The sequence below is a fragment of the Pectobacterium jejuense genome (genome assembly GCF_026800125.1).
Classification (GTDB): Bacteria; Pseudomonadota; Gammaproteobacteria; order Enterobacterales; family Enterobacteriaceae; genus Pectobacterium; species Pectobacterium jejuense.
Genome location: NZ_JAPQKX010000007.1, coordinates 244,130 through 261,037 on the forward strand (window position 1 = coordinate 244,130; position 16,908 = coordinate 261,037).

A 16,908-nucleotide genomic window follows, 5' to 3' on the forward strand; every position below is an offset into this window, starting at 1 on the left:
ATGACTGATTTGCGTTTATTAAGTAATAAGATAACGGGTCCGTTCGGAAAAGGATTTTACAAATTCATTTTTTTGTTTTCTTTTCTTTATTTTATAATTATCCCCTTTGTGTTTTCAGAGTTTGACATATATTCTATCTTTGCTTTTGTAATATCACTCACAGGTGCATTATCTTTCTTTTTATCCTACTCTCATAATAGGAAGATTCTTTGGTTTGAAAGAGAACTGCTATCTCGGAAAGAGTTTATATTAAATGTATTTATACTTATTACATTTATATTGATTGTATCTAGTTTACTAGGCACTTTCTTCCTGAAAGACAATTTGGTTGGGGATGATATTGATTACACTAGCTCATTCTCGGATAATAACCCTTATTTAACTATTCTCTATATATTAAAAACTACTTTTATTACGCTTTTTTTATTCTTCTATATAAAAGGACGTAGAGTAAGATATTGGTTATGCTTTTCATTGTCTTTACTTAGTGTGCTTGATTCCCCGACCAGGATGTTGATCATCCAACAAATTATAATTTGGGGGTTTTATGGGCACTACTTTAAAATGTTTACTGTGAAGTTCTATCATTATTTACTAATCGCGATTTGTGCACCTTTCGTAATGCTTGTTCTACTTTTGAAGCGCGGAAGGGGAGAGAATAATGATGTGATGTTTATTGTTGAAAGATTACTAGATTCTGATTTTCATGACATAAAGAATTTAATTGTAACTGCACTCGAATCTTTTAACTCATTTGAGATGTATATTAATATAATAAAAGACTCATTTATAAAAATTGAAAGTGGGGTTCTACGAACACCTTTTATGTTTGTGCCACGCAGTATATGGCCAGATAAACCCGAAAGTATATCTAGAGCGATTTCATTTGCTTATAACCCATCTCAGTATAATTCAGGCGGTGGGACAGTCGCTACACTATTCGGCGATATGTATATCAATGGTGGTTTTATTGCTGTTATTATTCTTTGCGGTTTCTTAGGTTTTTTTGCAAGGCTAATATACAACTCGACCTGTTATACAAAGGAATCTTATTATTCAGAGTGCTTTAAAGTAGCTCTTTATTCATTTTTCACATATTACACTTTACACTTTTACCGCGGGTTCTTTAGCGAAATGTTATGGCAGTTATTGTTAGTTATAGCGTTTCTCTTTTTTCTGCGAGTATTGTTTTTTAAACGGAGTTAATTGTCCTTTATTAAATATTTCTGTTTTTGGTATAAGATTTTTAAATTAATCTAAAAAGGAGCGGTATGTTTAGGTTCTTTGTTAGGATGTTGCATAGCATCCTCCCGACATCTCGTTTTTTCTCTTTAAGGCGATTTCTCCTCAAACTTGTTAAAGTTCATGTTGGTGATAACGTGTGTTATTGCGGTGGGGGGGGGATTTACGGTAATGGAGAGGTGTTTTTAGGGAACGATGTTTGGCTAAGCCCTAATGTCAGAATATATTCTAATGTACTGGCTACTGTGACTGTAAAGAGCAACTGCGATATCGGCCATGAAGTTAGTTTTATTACTGGCTCACATGAAATTGGTGGTAGTGAAAGAAGGGCTGGTAAAGGTATCGCGGCCTCAATTACTGTGGAAGAGGGATGTTGGATTGGTGCACGAGCAATCATATTGGGTGGTGTTACAATAGGAAAAGGCGCTATTGTTGCTGCTGGATCTGTAGTCGCTGATGATGTTCCTCCAAATTCTTTAGTTGCTGGTGTGCCCGCTAAGGTTAAACGTATTTTGCCATGAAGAAAATTACTATCATTTGTAATGCTATTGATGATGTGGTTAGAAATGAAAGAAATATAACGACAGATAGCCCGGCAGCATCCAGAAAGGTATTTATGCTTGCTGATGCGTTAGCTGATACTCATGTACATGTTGACATTATTAGCATGGGACGAGGAAGGGCAGATGGGCGTTTTAAATTTTATAATCTTAAAAAAATAAAAAATGGTAATGTAAATATTACCTATCTACCTTTTACCCATATTCGTTTCTTTTCCGAGTTACTAACTTTCCTTTATTTAGCTATTATTACTGCCTGTTCTATCGCTAAAGGTGGATACTCGGATAAAGCGGTCATTTTCTATAATCGTTTACCTGCTTATATTTTAAGTCTCTTTGTTTCAGTAATCTTTAGAGTAAAAAGAATCATAGATATTGAAGATGGAGAGGTTGTTGCTAATGAAGATAAATCATTAAAGAATAAAGTTAAGTCTATAGTCCCTTGGATCTACGACACTTTTTGCAAAGATGGCGCAATGTTGGCTTGCTCTGCATTATCTTCGATGACCAAAATAGAACATACGACTTGTTATTATGGCACCGTTAGCCCTGTATTAAGAGAAAATACCGCATTTGATGGGAATCAGGTATCTATTTTATTATCCGGCTCCTTATCTGAAGACACGGGTGCAGAACGATTATCCAACGCTATCCGCTTGATGCGTGCCGATTCAGATAATCTACGCTGGCGTAACATTCAGTTTGAGATCTCTGGGCAAGGTCCATCTTTACAGAGTTTCAAAGATTTGATGAACGACGGGGGGGTTCCCACTGTCCGTGTCCATGGAAGACTGAGTAACTCTGACTATCATGAGCTGTTGGTAAATTGCGATATCGGACTTGCATTGAAGCCAATAAGTGGAGCCCTTGCTAATACAACGTTTCCATCTAAAGTTGTCGAGTATGCAAATGCTGGCTTATTGGTCATATCAACGAATATCAGTGATGTTCGTCAAGTATTGGGTGATGATGGTGCTATTTTTTTGAGTACAGATTCAGAAGACGAAATTATAAATGCTTTTGATAACGTGATACATGATATGGCTTGGTCTGGAAAAACTGCTGAGAAAGGGAAAAGTAATGTTCTTAATTTGCTGGCACCTGAATGTGCAAGTAATAAACTGATGGCTTTTATTTTTCGTAATTCTTGACTATCTCATGCCAGGTGTTTTTATGTATGACATAATATTTGTTACTCATCTTCCTGCTTTTTATAAAATAAACCTTTATAACGAGATCGCAAAAAACAAAAAGATTCTTGTTTTATTTATTTCTAGCGGTTCTGAAATAAGAAATGACGATTTTATTAAAGGTACAATGAATTTCGAATATCAATTCATTAATCAAGGCGGTTTCGAATTAAGACGGAAATATTCCTCTTTGCTTCAGTTATTGAAATTACTGCGATCGGTCCAGTATAAAAAAATTGTCATAGGCGGCTGGGATCTCATTGAGTTTTGGGGGATCGCCTTCACTAGTCCACGCAAGAAAAACGCCGTTGTGATCGAATCTACTCGTTATGAGAGTCAGGTTTCTGGATTAAAAGGTAAAATTAAAAAGCTGTTTCTAAGTCGAATCTCAACGGCTTTTTGTAGTGGGGCGCCCCATAGAGAACTTATTGAGTCGCTGTCTTTTCCTGGTGAGATTATAACGACCTATGGCGTGGGGCTGAACAATCACGCTATGGATAGTCATGTTAAACATGATAAGCATACCTACCGTGGCCGATTTTTGTATGTTGGTCGATTATCTGAAGAAAAAGGTTTAGATTTTCTTTTGGATTTTTTCTGCAAGCGCCCGGAGTTGTCATTGACCATTGTTGGCGATGGCCCACAGCGAGAAAGTTTAGAACGCAAGGCTGGTGAGAATATTCAGTTCAAAGGATATGTTAATAATTCTGAACTAAATTCTATTTTTGTGGAGCACGATGTTTTTATTTTCCCTTCAACATCTGAACCATGGGGACTGGTTGCTGAGGAAGCGCTGGTATATGGTTTACCTGTCATTTGTTCAGATAAAGTGGGATGTGGGCAGGATCTCGTCGAAGCCTATAAAGCAGGAATAGTTTTCAGCGCTAATAATACAGCCTCACTAAGCAATGCTATATCGGAAATGAGTGAGCGATATGATGTTTTTTGTTCAAATACTTCAATGATAAATTTTAGTGAAATTAATAAAAAACAAATAGAGTCATATTACTAATGATTAAAGTAAAACTGATTTCCTTCTCCTTATCTAAGGGGGGGGCTGCAATTGCAGCGAAAAAATTTGGTCATTTACTTTTAGAAAATGGAGTCGGGGTTGATTTTATCAATCAGGATAACTCTGGGAGATGGTCTTTTTTTAAAAGAATAATCTCTTTCATCCTCGTTAAGATGCAATTTGATAATAATCCAATAAAACACTCCCTTAATCTTTTTTCTTATAACCCTGTCGTCGATTCTTTTAATTACGCCAATGACATTCATCATTTTCACTGGATAAACAATGATACATTGAGCGTTTTTGATCTTGATAAAGTCCCGCAAAATTCGATCTTTACGTTACACGATGAATGGCTGTATTGCGGTGTTGAGCATTACGTTAAGGTTGATCCTGATTGTAAAAATGGCAGTGAAGGATTGGATCTTGATTTTATAAATGGATATAAATTTTTCAAAAAAGGCGTTAAGGGAGTAAATTGGTCTTTTTATATTTGGAAAATTAAAAAGAGAGCGTTGAGTAAAAGAAAGGATATTGTTTATACTGTTCCTTCGTTGTGGATGCTTGACAGAGCTAAAAAAAGCCAAATATTAAAAGATGCTGATATTAGATTACTGCCTAATCCAATAGATATTGATATTTTTAAGCCATTGAGTGCGCTAGAACGTAATGAATTTAGAAATAAAATGGGTTTTTCCGAAGATGACTTTTTGATTGTTTTTGGCGCGATTGGCGGCAATAAAAATCCGATCAAAGGCGGAAAGCAGCTTGAAGAATCTTTGAATTATTTAAAGTCGTTGATATCAGACAGCGATAGTCAACGAATTCGTTTTATAATTTTTGGCAGTGCAGAAAAGTCATCGGAAGTGTTTTCGGGCTTTTCATGCTCATGGGTTGGTCATATTGCTGACCCCACAGCGTTATCTGCGCTTTACTCGGCAGCTGATTGCGCCGTGATCCCATCTCTTGTTGAATCCTTCGGACAAGTCGCAGCTGAAGCCTTGGCTAGTGAAACGCCAGTGGTCTGTTTTGAAACATCTGGCCTGAAAGATATTGTTATAAATGGACGTACGGGATTTACTGTTGAGCCGTTTGATACTTATGCTTTTGCCAGCGCTATAAAAGATATGTTTTTCCTTTCAACAGAAGAAAGGAAAAGTATGGGGCGTTTGGGTAGAGATTTTGTTGTAGAAAATTTCTCCTATAGCGTTGTCAGTGAAAATTATTTTTCATTAATTAATGAAGTCAATAGCAAGAAGCTAAATAACCTTGTGAAATAGTTTTTTATTAGGAATATACATGAAAAAGGCAATTATTAGTGGTATTACTGGTCAAGATGGTTCTTATTTGGCTGAGTTTCTTTTAGAAAAAGGTTATGAAGTTCATGGGATTGTAAGAAGGGCATCCTCTTACAATACAACACGTATTGATCATATTAGTGATGAATATAGTAAGAATCTTCATTTACATTATGGAGATTTGACGGATACCTCTAACCTGGTTCGTCTTGTTAAAGAAATTGAGCCCGATGAGTTTTATAATCTCGGTGCTCAATCGCATGTCGCTGTGTCTTTTGAATCACCTGAATATACGGCTGATGTTGATGCTATTGGCACATTGCGTATTCTTGAGGCGATTCGTATTAATGGGTTAGAGAAAAAGACGCGTTTTTACCAGGCATCAACATCTGAGCTTTACGGTTTGGTTCAAGAGATTCCTCAACGAGAAACTACGCCATTTTATCCTCGCTCGCCTTATGCTGTAGCGAAACTATATGCATATTGGATCACGGTAAACTATCGTGAATCATATGAGATGTATGCATGTAACGGCATTCTCTTCAACCATGAATCTCCTCGTCGTGGTGAGACATTTGTTACTCGTAAAATAACTCGCGCTATTGCCAATATCTCTCAGGGCCTGGAGTCTTGTTTGCATTTGGGAAATATGGACTCATTGCGTGACTGGGGTCATGCTAAAGATTACGTTCGCATGCAGTGGCTTATGTTGCAGCAAGATCACCCAGAGGATTTTGTCATTGCAACGGGTTACCAAATTACGGTGCGTGAATTTGTGCGTATGTCTGCATTAGAAGCAGGAATTGAGCTCGAGTTTAGCGGTAGCGGTGTTGATGAAATAGCTACTGTAAAAGCAATCACGGGAGATAACGCGCCTGCGGTTAAAGTCGGTGATGTTATTGTCAAAGTGGACCCACGTTACTTTAGACCGGCAGAAGTTGAAACGCTTCTGGGTGATCCAGCAAAAGCAAAAGAGAAGTTGGGCTGGGTTCCAGAAATCACTGTAAATGAAATGTGTGCCGAAATGGTTGCTTCAGATCTGGATAACGCGAAACAGCATGTCTTACTCAAGCAACACGGATTTGACGTATCTATTTCTGTGGAGAGATAAGAATGAAAAAACGCGTTTATGTTGCTGGCCATCGGGGTATGGTCGGCTCTGCAATTGTGAGACAACTCCAGACCAGAAATGATATCGAGATAGTCGTCCGCACGCGCGATGAGTTGGATCTCTTATCACAAGACGCAGTTAAAAATTTCTTTGCCGAAGAGCATATTGATGAAGTTTATCTTGCTGCGGCGAAAGTGGGTGGTATTCACGCGAATAATACTTATCCTGCAGAATTTATTTATGAAAATTTAATGATTGAAAGCAATATCATAAATTATGCACACCAGTCAGGTGTGCATAAATTGCTTTTTTTAGGCTCTTCATGCATTTATCCTAAACTTGTTGAACAGCCGATGAAGGAATCGGCTTTACTGACAGGTGTTCTGGAATCAACAAACGAGCCCTATGCTATTGCCAAGATTGCCGGAATAAAATTATGCGAGTCATATAACCGACAATATGGCAGAGATTATCGCAGCGTAATGCCAACTAATCTCTATGGCGAAAATGATAACTTCCATCCTGAAAATTCTCATGTTATTCCGGCATTAATGCGCCGTTTTCATGAAGCTAAAGTTTTAAACTCCCCTGAAGTTGTAGTATGGGGCAGCGGTAAACCGATGCGAGAGTTTTTGTTTGTAGACGATATGGCATCAGCTTCAATTCATGTCATGGAATTGGATAAAGATGTCTATGACTCTTATACCGATCCTATGTTATCGCATATCAACGTCGGGACAGGTGTTGACTGCACGATCAGTGAAATGGCTAACACAATGGCAAAGGTTGTCGGATACCAAGGACAAGTTGTATTTGATGCTAGCAAACCTGATGGCACGCCAAGAAAATTAATGGATGTCTCCAGATTAAAAAAATTAGGGTGGCAGTATAAAGTGGAGTTAGAAGAAGGGTTGTCAAAAACATATCATTGGTTTTTGGCTAATCAAAATTCTTTTAGGAAATAATATGGCAGAGTTCCTGGAAAGAAATCTGTTTAAGACCATTGTTGAAAAGACGCCTCTGATATCTATCGATTTTGTTGTTGAGAATAAACATGGTCATATTTTGCTAGGAAAACGACTTAACCTTCCTGCAAAAAATTACTGGTTTGTTCCCGGAGGAAGAATACGGAAAGATGAGACCATTTCCAGTGCTTTCACGCGGTTGGCATTAGATGAATTAAATGTACATGCAACATTTAATTCAGCAGATTTCATTGCACCCTATGAACACTTTTATACAGATAATTTTTCTGGCGATGATTTTTCTACCCATTATGTTGTTCTTGCCTACAAGTTAAATCTTGATATTGATTTATCTCAGCTTCCGAATAAACAACATGATAATTATAACTGGTTTGAAATTGACCAATTGCTGTCAAGTCCAGACGTTCATGAAAATACTAAGAATTATTTCTTGAAATAAGGGTGGTTTATGATTTTACCAGTTATTATGGCCGGCGGCTCGGGTTCTCGCTTATGGCCTCTGTCACGAACATTATATCCAAAGCAATTTCTATCTTTAATCAGTAACTTAACAATGTTGCAAGACACTGTAATGAGATTGCATGATATAGAACATAAGTCGCCTCTTTTTATTTGTAATGAGGCACACCGGTTTATTGTCGCTGAGCAGCTGCGACAAAAAAGCATAAAACATAGCGGGATTATTTTAGAGCCTGTAGGACGGAATACGGCTCCCGCTATTGCTCTGGCTGCACTGCAGGCTATTCAAAATGGTGATGACCCGATCCTACTGGTTCTGGCTGCCGATCATGCTATACAAAATGAAGATGCATTTGTCGCTGCAGTGTCGTCAGCGATTACACATGCATCAAAAGGTAAGTTAGTGACTTTCGGTATCGTGCCCGATCGGCCTGAAACCGGTTATGGGTATATTCGCAGAGGCTCATCGATTGAGAGTGCTTTTACCGTGGCTTCTTTTGTCGAGAAGCCAGATGCAGTTAGTGCTCAAAACTATCTGGATACGGGTGAGTATTACTGGAATAGCGGTATGTTTATGTTTAAAGCATCTCGCTATTTGAAAGAGCTAGAATGCCATAGTCCTGAAATATACAACGCATGTAGTAAGTCGATCGAAGGCATTAATAAAGACTTAGACTTTATTCGGTTAGATAGTAAGGCTTTCCACATTTGCCCAGATGACTCCATTGACTACGCCGTTATGGAAAAAACGGGCGATGCCGTGGTCGTCCCGATGGATGCAAGCTGGAGTGATGTGGGATCATGGTCCGCCTTATGGGACATTGCAGAAAAAGATAAGAATGGAAATGCGATTCGTGGCGATGTGTTAACTGAGAAAACAAGTAGTAGTTATATCTACTCTCAAAATAAACTCGTCGCAACGGTGGGTATTGATAATCTTATTGTTGTTGAGACGAAAGATGCCGTTTTAGTGGCAAATAAAGATAGCGTCCAAGATGTTAAGGCTATAGTCGAGAAATTGAAACGTTCTGAGCGCTGCGAATACTTACAGCATCGCGAGGTTTTCCGCCCATGGGGATCCCATGATCAAATCGCGGAAGGAGAGCGTTATCATGTCAAACGGGTTGTCGTAAAACCAGGAGAAAGAACGGCGACGCAGCTCCATTATCACCGGGCTGAACACTGGGTCGTTGTTTCAGGGACAGCTAAAGTACATAAAGGTGATGAAGTACATCTAGTATCAGAGAACGAGTCTATTTATATACCAATTGGTACATCACACGCTATTGAAAACCCCGGGAAAGTGATGTTGGAAATTATAGAGGTTCGTAGCGGTGCTTATTTGGGTGAGGATGACGTACTGCGTGTCGGCACGATTAGTGTAGGGTATTAAAATGAAAGTAAGTATTATTACTGCCACATACAATAGTGCTAAGACGATATCTGATACGTTAAAGTCATTAAATGCGCAGACTTATCCTGATATAGAGTATATTATCATTGATGGCGGCTCTAAGGATAATACGTTATCTTTAATTAAAGATAGCTGTAGTAGAGTGTCGGTTATTATAAGTGAACCAGATAAAGGAATATATGATGCTCTTAATAAAGGGATATTGTCTGCTACTGGCGATATCATAGGTTTCCTTCATTCAGATGACTTCTTTGCTTATCCAGATGCAGTAGCGGATATCGTTGATGCCATGCGTGTATCAAATGCTGATGCCGTGTATGGCGATTTGAATTATATATCAACAGTCGATAGCAATGTTATTGTTAGGAAATGGATAAGCGGTGTGTTTGATATAAAGAAAATGAAGCTGGGGTGGATGCCTCCACACCCAACATTTTATATGAAACGTTCTTGCTATCAGCGCTTTGGCTCTTTTGATTTGTCATATAAGATATCGGCCGATTATGATTCCTTACTGCGTTATCTTTGGATTCATAAAGTAACGGTAAATTACGTGCCTAAAGTCATTATTAATATGAGGGTCGGTGGTGTGAGTAATCGCTCTTTGTCCAATATGATTATGAAAACAAAAGAGGATGTTAAAGCGATGAAAAATAATAAATTACCTTGGCTAAGTGCTGTTGCAGGAAAGAACTTATCTAAAATACCTCAGTTTTTTAAGAAGTGATAAATATGGAAAAGTTAACTTGTTTTAAGGCCTATGATATTCGTGGTCGTCTAGATAGCGAATTAAATAATGACGTTGCCTACCGTATTGGGCGTGCTTATGGGGAGTTGCTCAAGCCTAAGCGTGTTGTTGTCGGTGGTGATGTGCGTTTGACAAGTGAGAGCCTAAAATTGTCTTTGGCTGATGGGCTGATGGATGCGGGTGTCCAAGTGCTCGACATCGGTTTATCCGGGACCGAGGAGGTCTATTTCGCGACTTTCCATCTTGAAGTTGATGGTGGTATTGAGGTAACGGCAAGCCACAATCCCATTGATTACAATGGAATGAAACTGGTTTGTCGTGGCGCCAAGCCTATCAGCGGCGATACGGGGTTACGAGATATACAATTATTGGCTGAGAAAAATAATTTTTCCCCCGTCCCGCCAGGTTCCCGTGGTAGCTACACTAAGATTTCTGTACTTGAAGATTACATTGAACATTTAATGGGCTACATTAAACCAGATAATTTCAAGCCGTTGAAACTTGTTATTAATAGTGGTAATGGTGCAGCAGGTCATGTTATTGACGCCCTAGAGGAACGCTTCAATAAATTAAATGTGCCTGTAACCTTTATCAAGATACACCACGAAGCGGATGGCTCATTTCCGAATGGTATTCCCAATCCACTTTTGCCTGAATGCAGAAAAGATACTTCTGATGCCGTGATAGCGCATTCAGCAGATATGGGGATTGCGTTTGATGGTGATTTTGATCGCTGCTTTCTGTTTAACCATCTTGGCGAATTTATCGAAGGATACTATATCGTTGGCCTGTTAGCCGACGCTTTTCTTCAAAAAGAGCCCGGTGCAAAAATCATCCATGATCCTCGGCTAAGTTGGAACACCATTGATATAGTCAATTCCCATCAGGGGACACCGGTTATGTCAAAGACAGGGCATGCCTTTATTAAGGAGCGGATGCGACAAGAAGATGCGATCTATGGTGGCGAAATGAGTGCCCACCATTATTTCCGCTCATTTGCATACTGTGATTCTGGAATGATTCCCTGGCTATTGGTCGCGGAATTGCTCTGTGTAAAAGATAAAAGCCTACGAGATCTGGTAAGTGAAAGGATGCAGGCTTATCCGGCATCTGGCGAAATCAATTCCACGTTAAGCGAACCTGCTAAAGCGATAGAACGTGTTAAATCTGCGTACTTGTCGGAAGCGTTATCTATTGATGAGACTGATGGTATCAGCTTGGAATTTGAAGACTGGCGCTTCAACCTTCGTTCTTCTAATACGGAACCCGTTGTTCGTTTAAACGTAGAATCTAAAGCTAATAACGCTTTGATGGTTGAGAAAACAGATGCAATTCTGAGTCTGTTACGGCAGTGAACAGTTGTTTCTAATCGCAATATAAGCAGATTAGAAATAAATTAAGACCTGCTTTATTTTTATATTAAAGCAGGTCTTCTATTCAACGTGGCAGGACGTGTGACAACGCACCAACCCAGTCTGATGGTTTTATTGCCAACTTCTCGATTTTCTTACACGATAATGAAGAGTATTGAGGTCGATGTGCTGGGGTAGGGTAGTGTTCCGTCGCGATCGCAGTCACCTGTGGCATTTTATCAATAACGCCTTGCTGTTTTGCCATTTCAAAAATGGTTTTGGCAAACTCATACCAGCTAACTTCTTTATCACCGCAATAGTGATAAATCCCGCTTTCCGCATTTTTCTCAAGAAGAGAAATCGTCGCCTGCGCTAAATCCCCTGCATAAGTTGGGCACCCCTTTTGATCGGCAACAATGCTTAATGCATCACGTTCTTTTGCCAACCTCAGCATCGTCTTAACGAAATTATTGCCGTATTCACTGAACACCCAAGCAGTACGAACGATGATGGACTCTGGTGCAGCGCTGATGACTGCCAGTTCACCAGCCAGTTTTGTCTTACCATATACGCTTAAGGGATTTGTGGTACTGGATTCAACATAGGGCGTCGTGGCAGTTCCATCAAAGACATAATCCGTTGAGATATGTACGAAGCGGATTCCCTGTTCATGCGCTACGCTAGCCAAATTATGGGGGCCGGTGACATTTATCTTTTCTGCCAATACTGGTTCTGATTCCGCTTTATCAACGGCGGTATAGGCAGCTGCATTAACAATCGCGTCTGGTTGATAACGCACTATAGCCGCTTCAACCTGTTTTAAATCAGTGATATCAAGTTCGCTAGCATCTGTTGACCATATTTGCCAGTGAGCGGGAAGGCGATCCTGAAAACAGCGACCCAATTGCCCATTCGCACCTGTCAGTAATATTTTCATTTTGCTAGATCCTTGAATAATTTACCTAACTTATCTTTCTCGGATAACAGCGGGGCTGATATTGGCCATTCAATACCAACCTCAGGATCGTTCCACAACAAGCAGCCCTCATCGCTGGGATCGTAATAATCCGTACATTTATATTCAAAATCAGCGATGTCAGAAAGCACTGCAAAGCCATGTGCTAGCCCTGGTGGTAACCAAAATTGGGTTTTGTTTTCTTCCGAAAGGATAACGCCTTCCCATACTCCGTATGTTGGAGAGCCCGGACGAATATCCACGGCGACATCAAATACCTCTCCGCGAACCACATGTACCAGCTTCCCTTGTGGTTTGGTTTTCTGAAAATGCAGACCGCGTAAAACACCTTTACTTGACCGAGAATGATTATCCTGAACAAAGTCTACATCAATATTCAGCATCTGCTGATAACGCTTTTTCTCGAAGGTCTCCAGAAAAAAACCACGAGCGTCGCCAAATACTTTGGGCTGAATGATTTTTGCCCCATGAATTTTTGAATCGGTAATCTGCATCTTATTTTTCTGCAATCAATCGTGAGAGATAAAGTCCGTAAGGAGTCTTCGCCATGACAGCGGCTTCCTCGGCAACTTGCTGGGCCGTTATCCAGCCTTTTTTAAAGGCGATTTCCTCAAGGCAGGCGACCTTAAACCCCTGGCGCTTCTCGATGGTATGGATAAATTGTGACGCTTCAATCAGGCTGTCATGCGTGCCAGTATCCAACCAAGCGAAACCACGACCTAATAGTTCAACATTTAGATTGCCTTGCTCTAGATACATCTGATTAAGCGTGGTGATTTCTAACTCGCCGCGGTGTGACGGTTTGACCTGCTTCGCCATTTCTACAATATTCTTATCGTAGAAATAGAGCCCAGTGACAGCCCAGTTCGATTTCGGTTTTACTGGTTTTTCTTCTATCGACAGCGCCCTGAAATCCTGATCAAATTCGACAACGCCAAAACGTTCGGCATCGGTGACCTGGTAGCCGAAGATCGTTGCGCCTTCTTCTTTTGCCGCCACGGATTCAAGTTTCTTACCAAAGCTCTGGCCGAAATAAATATTATCACCGAGTACCAGCGCACAGCGTTCCCCATTGATAAATTCTTCACCGATGATAAAAGCTTGGGCAAGTCCATCAGGGCTGGGTTGAATCGCGTAGCTAAGCTTGATACCAAAACGACTACCATCACCCAAGAGGCGCTGAAATGCTGGCATATCTTCAGGCGTGGTGATAATCAAAATGTCACAAATACCGGCGAGCATAAGAACGGAAATCGGATAATAAACCATGGGTTTATCGTAAATCGGCAGTAGCTGCTTAGAAACGCCGCGAGTAATCGGATATAGCCGAGTACCACTTCCCCCTGCAAGGACGATCCCTTTCATCAATAACTCCGCCTTTATTTCGTTAAAAATTATCTTTAAATAGTTGTTCTAGTATATCACTCTACCTCACCAGAATTGTCTGACGTATCAGAAAAAGTCAGATAGCTGAGATCGCTTTGTCACAGATTGGGTGTAATCTTAGTGTCATGCATGGCGTTGTGGGATTACGCTGCTAAGTGAAAAGTGTTCGATAAAACAAAATCGTTCTCCAGATAAAAACCATCAGATTGAAGAGAGTCAATCCATGACATCATTGAAAGCTATTATCCCTGTAGCAGGTTTAGGGATGAATTTGTTACCAGTGACCAAGGCAATTCCTAAGGAAATGTTGCCATTGGTTGACCGCCCGGTGATTGAGAAAATCGTCAACGAGTGTGTGAGGGCGAGGATTAAAGAAATTGTTCTGGTGACGCATGCGTCGAAAAATGCAATTGAAAACCACTTCGACACCTCGTTTGAGCTTGAATCTCTGCTGGAAGAACGTGCAAAGCGCCAACTGCTGGCCGAAGTACAGTCCATCTGCCCGAAAGGTGTGACGATCATGAACGTTCGTCAGGGAGAAACGCTGGGGTTAGGGCATGCGGTCTCCTGTGCTCGCCCAATCATTGGCGATAGTCCATTCGTGGTAGTGTTGCCTGATGTGGTGCTGGATGAAAGCACGGCCGATCAGACGACGGAAAACCTGGCGCTGCTGATTGCCCGCTTTGAAGAAACAGGGCGTAGCCAGGTGTTGGTGAAACATCGTCCTTATGAGGTGTTGCCTGAGTACTCTGTCGTCGATTGTGACAAACCGCTGGTGAACCCGGGCGATGCCGCAGCGATTACATCTATGATTGAAAAACCTGAGGCACCATCTGAAACCGGCTCTGACCTTTCTGCGGTCGGGCGCTATGTATTAACGGCCGATGCCTGGCCACTGCTGGAAAAAGCGGTCCCCGGCGCATGGGGGCGTATTCAGTTAACGGATGTCATTGCCGACATGATTGCGACTCAGCAGGTTGATGCTGTGCAAATGTCAGGCAAGAACTTTAACTGCGGCCGTAAATTGGGCTATGCGCAGGCATTTGTGTCCTATGGATTACGCAATCCTGAGTTTGGTGCCGAATTTAAAGAAAGTATTAAGGCACTGCTGAAAAAGTAATATTGCGTGATAACTCGCTGTAAAACCGCAGATCGTTGAATCGTTCTGCGGTTTTTTCTTTTTCCCACCATACGTTCCGATTGGGTGAGCTTTCGCTATCAAACCAATCACTACCCACTCACGCAAAGCTGAGTTACCATGTTGGCCTGTTTTTAAATTGCTTGCGAGGTCGCAATGCGAGGCGTTGTCGCCGTTGCAGGCAGGTTATCCTTCAGACAGGAGTTGCTTTAATGTCCAAACAGCAAATTGGCGTTGTCGGTATGGCGGTGATGGGGCGCAATCTGGCGCTGAACATTGAGAGCCGTGGCTATAGCGTTTCCATCTTTAACCGTTCTTCCGATAAAACCGATGAAGTTATTGCGGAAAATCCGGGTAAAAAACTGGTGCCGTCTTACACCGTTGAAGAGTTTGTCGAATCCCTGGAAAAACCCCGCCGTATTCTGCTGATGGTGAAGGCCGGTGAAGCAACCGATAAAACGATTGAATCTCTGAAACCTTATCTGGAAAAGGGCGATATTCTGATCGATGGCGGTAACACCTTCTATAAAGATACGATTCGCCGTAATCGCGAACTGTCCGCTGAAGGGTTTAACTTCATCGGTACAGGCGTATCCGGTGGGGAAGAGGGCGCGCTGAAAGGGCCTTCCATCATGCCTGGCGGCCAGAAAGAAGCGTATGAGCTGGTTGCTCCGATTCTGGAACAGATTGCCGCGCGTGCTGATGGCGAAGCCTGTGTGACCTACATTGGCGCTGATGGCGCAGGTCACTATGTCAAGATGGTGCATAACGGCATTGAATACGGCGACATGCAGCTGATTGCTGAAGCCTATGCATTGCTCAAGCAGGCACTGGATCTGGGCAACGACGAGCTTGCCGCGACGTTCTCTGAGTGGAACAAAGGCGAACTAAGCAGCTATTTGATTGAGATCACTGCCGATATCTTCAGGAAGAAAGATGAAGAAGGTAAGTATCTGGTTGATGTGATTCTGGATGAAGCGGCTAACAAAGGCACTGGCAAATGGACCAGCCAAAGCTCTCTGGATCTGGGTGAACCGCTGTCTCTGATCACGGAATCTGTTTTCGCCCGTTACCTGTCTTCACTGAAAGATCAGCGTGTTGCTGCCTCTAAAGTGCTGACTGGCCCGACGGCTCAGCCATTCGGTGGTGATAAAGCCGAATTTGTTGAGAAAGTGCGCCGTGCGCTGTATCTGGGGAAAATCGTTTCTTATGCACAGGGCTTCTCACAGCTTAAAGCGGCATCAGACGAGAACAACTGGGATCTGAACTACGGTGAAATCGCCAAGATTTTCCGCGCTGGCTGCATCATTCGTGCGCAGTTCCTGCAGAAAATCACCGATGCGTATGAGCAGAAAGCCGATATCGCTAACCTGCTGCTGGCTCCTTACTTCAAGAAAGTGGCTGATGAATACCAGCAAGCTCTGCGTGACGTCGTCTCTTACGCTGTTCAGCAAGGCATTCCGACGCCAACCTTCTCTGCGGCCATTGCTTATTACGACAGCTACCGTTCAGCCGTATTGCCTGCTAACCTGATTCAGGCTCAGCGTGACTATTTCGGCGCACATACTTATAAGCGTACGGATAAAGAAGGCGTATTCCATACCGAGTGGCTGGAATAGTCGTTTCTTATGATTAAATAGTGCCGTTTGTTAATAAAACGCCAGATTAGGAAATATCTGGCGTTTTTTGTATTGATGAATCATCGGATTGATATCGTTAGGATATCTATGACTTTTTTTCTGGAACACTGTAAATTTCCTTAAAGAAATCTGCTTTTTTACCGAGATCATTGCTGTTTATTACATCGGGATCTTGCTATTTTTAACGGTGTTGCAAAAATTGAGTTGTAGTTTTGCTTTCTGGTGTTGTTTGTCAGAGGTGGTTTGATCTCATAGATGGTTTTATCGCCATTGAACTGTAACTCATTACTGGGAGGATCCCGGTAACGGTCGGTAACGACGCAAAACTAAATCAGTTTGCCGTTGTGCTGGCTGGAATGAAGGACGGGGTATGGTCTTTTCGACGGTACTCCACCC

Annotated in this window: 16 protein-coding genes; 13 read left to right on the top strand and 3 right to left on the bottom strand. The window is 41.4% G+C overall.

The features are described 5' to 3' along the window. The 11 genes from NXT09_RS14830 (at position 1) to cpsG (ending at position 11,375) form a co-directional block, all read left to right on the top strand. Positions 1-1,206 carry an O-antigen polymerase gene (locus NXT09_RS14830; RefSeq protein ID WP_268580158.1) on the top strand — a complete coding sequence of 402 codons (1,206 nt, stop codon included), beginning with the start codon at positions 1-3 and terminating at the stop codon, positions 1,204-1,206. Positions 1,207-1,271: 65 nt separating this feature from the next. Next, positions 1,272-1,763, top strand: coding sequence for an acyltransferase (locus NXT09_RS14835; protein ID WP_268580159.1), 492 nt, complete (start codon positions 1,272-1,274; stop codon positions 1,761-1,763). After that, positions 1,760-2,953, top strand: a complete 1,194-nt coding sequence (locus NXT09_RS14840; protein ID WP_268580160.1) for a glycosyltransferase — start codon at positions 1,760-1,762, stop codon at positions 2,951-2,953. The genes NXT09_RS14835 and NXT09_RS14840 overlap by 4 nt, the downstream gene beginning before the upstream one ends. Positions 2,954-2,975: 22 nt before the next feature. Then, positions 2,976-4,004, top strand: coding sequence for a glycosyltransferase (locus tag NXT09_RS14845; protein WP_268580161.1), 1,029 nt, complete (start codon positions 2,976-2,978; stop codon positions 4,002-4,004). Beyond that, positions 4,004-5,284 carry a glycosyltransferase gene (locus NXT09_RS14850; protein WP_268580162.1) on the top strand — a complete coding sequence of 427 codons (1,281 nt, stop codon included), beginning with the start codon at positions 4,004-4,006 and terminating at the stop codon, positions 5,282-5,284. The genes NXT09_RS14845 and NXT09_RS14850 overlap by 1 nt, the downstream gene beginning before the upstream one ends. A gap of 19 nt (positions 5,285-5,303) precedes the next feature. Then, on the top strand, positions 5,304-6,413 hold the full coding sequence (gene gmd, locus NXT09_RS14855) for a GDP-mannose 4,6-dehydratase (RefSeq protein WP_268580163.1): 1,110 nt from the start codon (positions 5,304-5,306) through the stop codon (positions 6,411-6,413). 2 nt (positions 6,414-6,415) lie between these two features. Next, positions 6,416-7,378: a GDP-L-fucose synthase gene (gene fcl / locus NXT09_RS14860; RefSeq protein WP_268580164.1), complete on the top strand. Its 963-nt coding sequence runs from the start codon at positions 6,416-6,418 to the stop codon at positions 7,376-7,378. Between the two features lies 1 nt (position 7,379). Next, positions 7,380-7,838 carry a GDP-mannose mannosyl hydrolase gene (locus NXT09_RS14865; protein WP_268580165.1) on the top strand — a complete coding sequence of 153 codons (459 nt, stop codon included), beginning with the start codon at positions 7,380-7,382 and terminating at the stop codon, positions 7,836-7,838. A 9-nt stretch (positions 7,839-7,847) separates the two neighbouring features. Then, positions 7,848-9,251 (top strand): mannose-1-phosphate guanylyltransferase/mannose-6-phosphate isomerase, encoded by a 1,404-nt coding sequence (locus tag NXT09_RS14870; RefSeq protein ID WP_268580166.1) that lies wholly within the window; start codon positions 7,848-7,850, stop codon positions 9,249-9,251. A 1-nt stretch (position 9,252) separates the two neighbouring features. Beyond that, positions 9,253-9,999, top strand: coding sequence for a glycosyltransferase family 2 protein (locus NXT09_RS14875; protein WP_268580167.1), 747 nt, complete (start codon positions 9,253-9,255; stop codon positions 9,997-9,999). 5 nt (positions 10,000-10,004) lie between these two features. Further along, the gene (gene cpsG, locus NXT09_RS14880) at positions 10,005-11,375 is read left to right on the top strand and encodes a phosphomannomutase CpsG (protein ID WP_268580168.1); all 1,371 of its coding nucleotides are present in this window, start codon (positions 10,005-10,007) and stop codon (positions 11,373-11,375) included. 82 nt (positions 11,376-11,457) lie between these two features. Here the strand turns inward: cpsG and rfbD are convergent, their stop codons facing one another. Genes rfbD through rfbA form a run of 3 tightly spaced genes read right to left on the bottom strand, consistent with a single transcriptional unit; the run spans position 11,458 to position 13,713 of the window. After that, positions 11,458-12,309, bottom strand: a complete 852-nt coding sequence (gene rfbD, locus NXT09_RS14885) for a dTDP-4-dehydrorhamnose reductase (protein WP_268580169.1) — start codon at positions 12,307-12,309, stop codon at positions 11,458-11,460. Further along, entirely contained in the window at positions 12,306-12,842 is a 537-nt protein-coding gene (gene rfbC, locus NXT09_RS14890) for a dTDP-4-dehydrorhamnose 3,5-epimerase (protein ID WP_039550993.1), read from the bottom strand. The genes rfbD and rfbC overlap by 4 nt, the downstream gene beginning before the upstream one ends. 1 nt (position 12,843) lies before the next feature. After that, positions 12,844-13,713, bottom strand: coding sequence for a glucose-1-phosphate thymidylyltransferase RfbA (gene rfbA, locus NXT09_RS14895; RefSeq protein WP_039550995.1), 870 nt, complete (start codon positions 13,711-13,713; stop codon positions 12,844-12,846). Between the two features lie 244 nt (positions 13,714-13,957). On the opposite strand from rfbA, the gene NXT09_RS14900 reads away from it, so the two are divergent. Then, positions 13,958-14,854, top strand: a complete 897-nt coding sequence (locus NXT09_RS14900) for a sugar phosphate nucleotidyltransferase (RefSeq protein ID WP_268580170.1) — start codon at positions 13,958-13,960, stop codon at positions 14,852-14,854. A gap of 230 nt (positions 14,855-15,084) precedes the next feature. Further along, on the top strand, positions 15,085-16,491 hold the full coding sequence (gene gnd, locus NXT09_RS14905; RefSeq protein ID WP_174865992.1) for an NADP-dependent phosphogluconate dehydrogenase: 1,407 nt from the start codon (positions 15,085-15,087) through the stop codon (positions 16,489-16,491). Positions 16,492-16,908 lie beyond the last annotated feature (417 nt).